The organism is Paraburkholderia ultramafica (genome assembly GCF_902859915.1).
In the GTDB taxonomy this organism is placed as follows: domain Bacteria; phylum Pseudomonadota; class Gammaproteobacteria; order Burkholderiales; family Burkholderiaceae; genus Paraburkholderia; species Paraburkholderia ultramafica.
Window position 1 is genome coordinate 1 of record NZ_CADIKK010000143.1, and the last position, 1,164, is coordinate 1,164.

The window sequence follows — 1,164 nt, forward strand, 5'->3', positions numbered from 1 at the left end:
GCAGTTTTCTTGTTGGCGATCGCTCGAGTATCCAATTCTTAGAGGCTTTCCCGCCACGCCCCTTGCAAGACGCGGAATTAGCGCTTGATCGCGCGTGTCATCAGATAGTGCTGCCGCAGCATATTGTTTTCTAGATGGCGGCCGATGTAGCCGTCCAGTTCGGCGCGGAAGGTCGCCAGCTTGGACGCATCGCCTTGCAAGGTCTGCACCAGTTTTACCACCGGCCCCAGCGTCTCCTCCAAAACTTTTCGGTAGTGCTGCGGGCTTAATGTCGGGAAGCACATCACGCCGCGGTCGAACACGATGTCAGTGACCGTCTCACCCAGCCGCTGGCGGACGACATTCGGGTCGCCCCATAGCGGCGGGGGCGCTGCGCCGGGGGGCGGCGGTACGTATTTGCCAACCAGTGCAAACATTTGACCGACAAAGTGTTCCGGCGGCCAGGTAGAAAAGGCAATGGTGCCGCCCGGTTTTAGTACGCGCAGCATTTCCGCAATCGCCACTTCGGGCCGTGGCGCGAACATATGGCCGAATTGGCTTAGCACTACGTCAAAGCTGGCATCATCAAATGGCAGCGCCTCGACGTCGCCTTCCCGGAAATCGATCTCGACGCCGGCCAGTGCGGCATTCTTCTGCGCGTGCTCAATCAGCGCCGGTGCCAGATCCAAGCCATGGACCCGGGCACCTAGGCGCGCCGCAGTCAGTCCGACCACTCCGGTGCCGCAACCGACGTCGAGTACCGATTGCTGTGGAAACACGCGCGCATGGCGGACCAGTTCGGCCGCAGGCATCGTCGTTACCGCTTCCAACGGCGCAAACACTGCCCAGGCTTCTCGCTGTACCGCCTTCAGTTGAGCAAAGGGATCGTCTGACATGGGAGCCTCGACGGGGAAGCAGTGGAAATGACCGAAAGATGATCGTTAGTAAGGGTAGTTCGTGGTGGAGAAGAGTGCAAAGCTTCGGCTGCAGGGAGGCAGCCGAAGGGCTCGAGCGAGTGGGCGGTGATGATTGAATTTTGAGTTCCATCAGACCATCGCGGGCTCGACAACTTCCTTGCTCTTCAACGGGCGGCCCTTCCAGGTGGACTTCTGCTTGTAACTTACCGAGGAGGTTTACCAGGAGTCACCGCGAGCTTTAGCCTGACTCGGTGCTCCGAGATTGCGG

The 1,164-nt window shown here is 59.7% G+C and carries 1 protein-coding gene; it reads right to left on the reverse strand.

Going from position 1 to position 1,164, the window contains the following annotated elements:
• Positions 1–77: 77 nt before the first annotated feature.
• Complete coding sequence (locus HV744_RS36585) at positions 78–875, reverse strand: class I SAM-dependent methyltransferase (RefSeq protein WP_175154087.1); 798 nt, start codon at positions 873–875, stop codon at positions 78–80.
• Positions 876–1,164: the final 289 nt, after the last annotated feature.

Bases quoted from the DNA above. Each gene is read 5' to 3' on its own strand.
- HV744_RS36585 (WP_175154087.1), bottom strand. From the start codon at position 875: ATGTCAGACGATCCCTTTGCTCAACTGAAGGCGGTACAGCGAGAAGCC.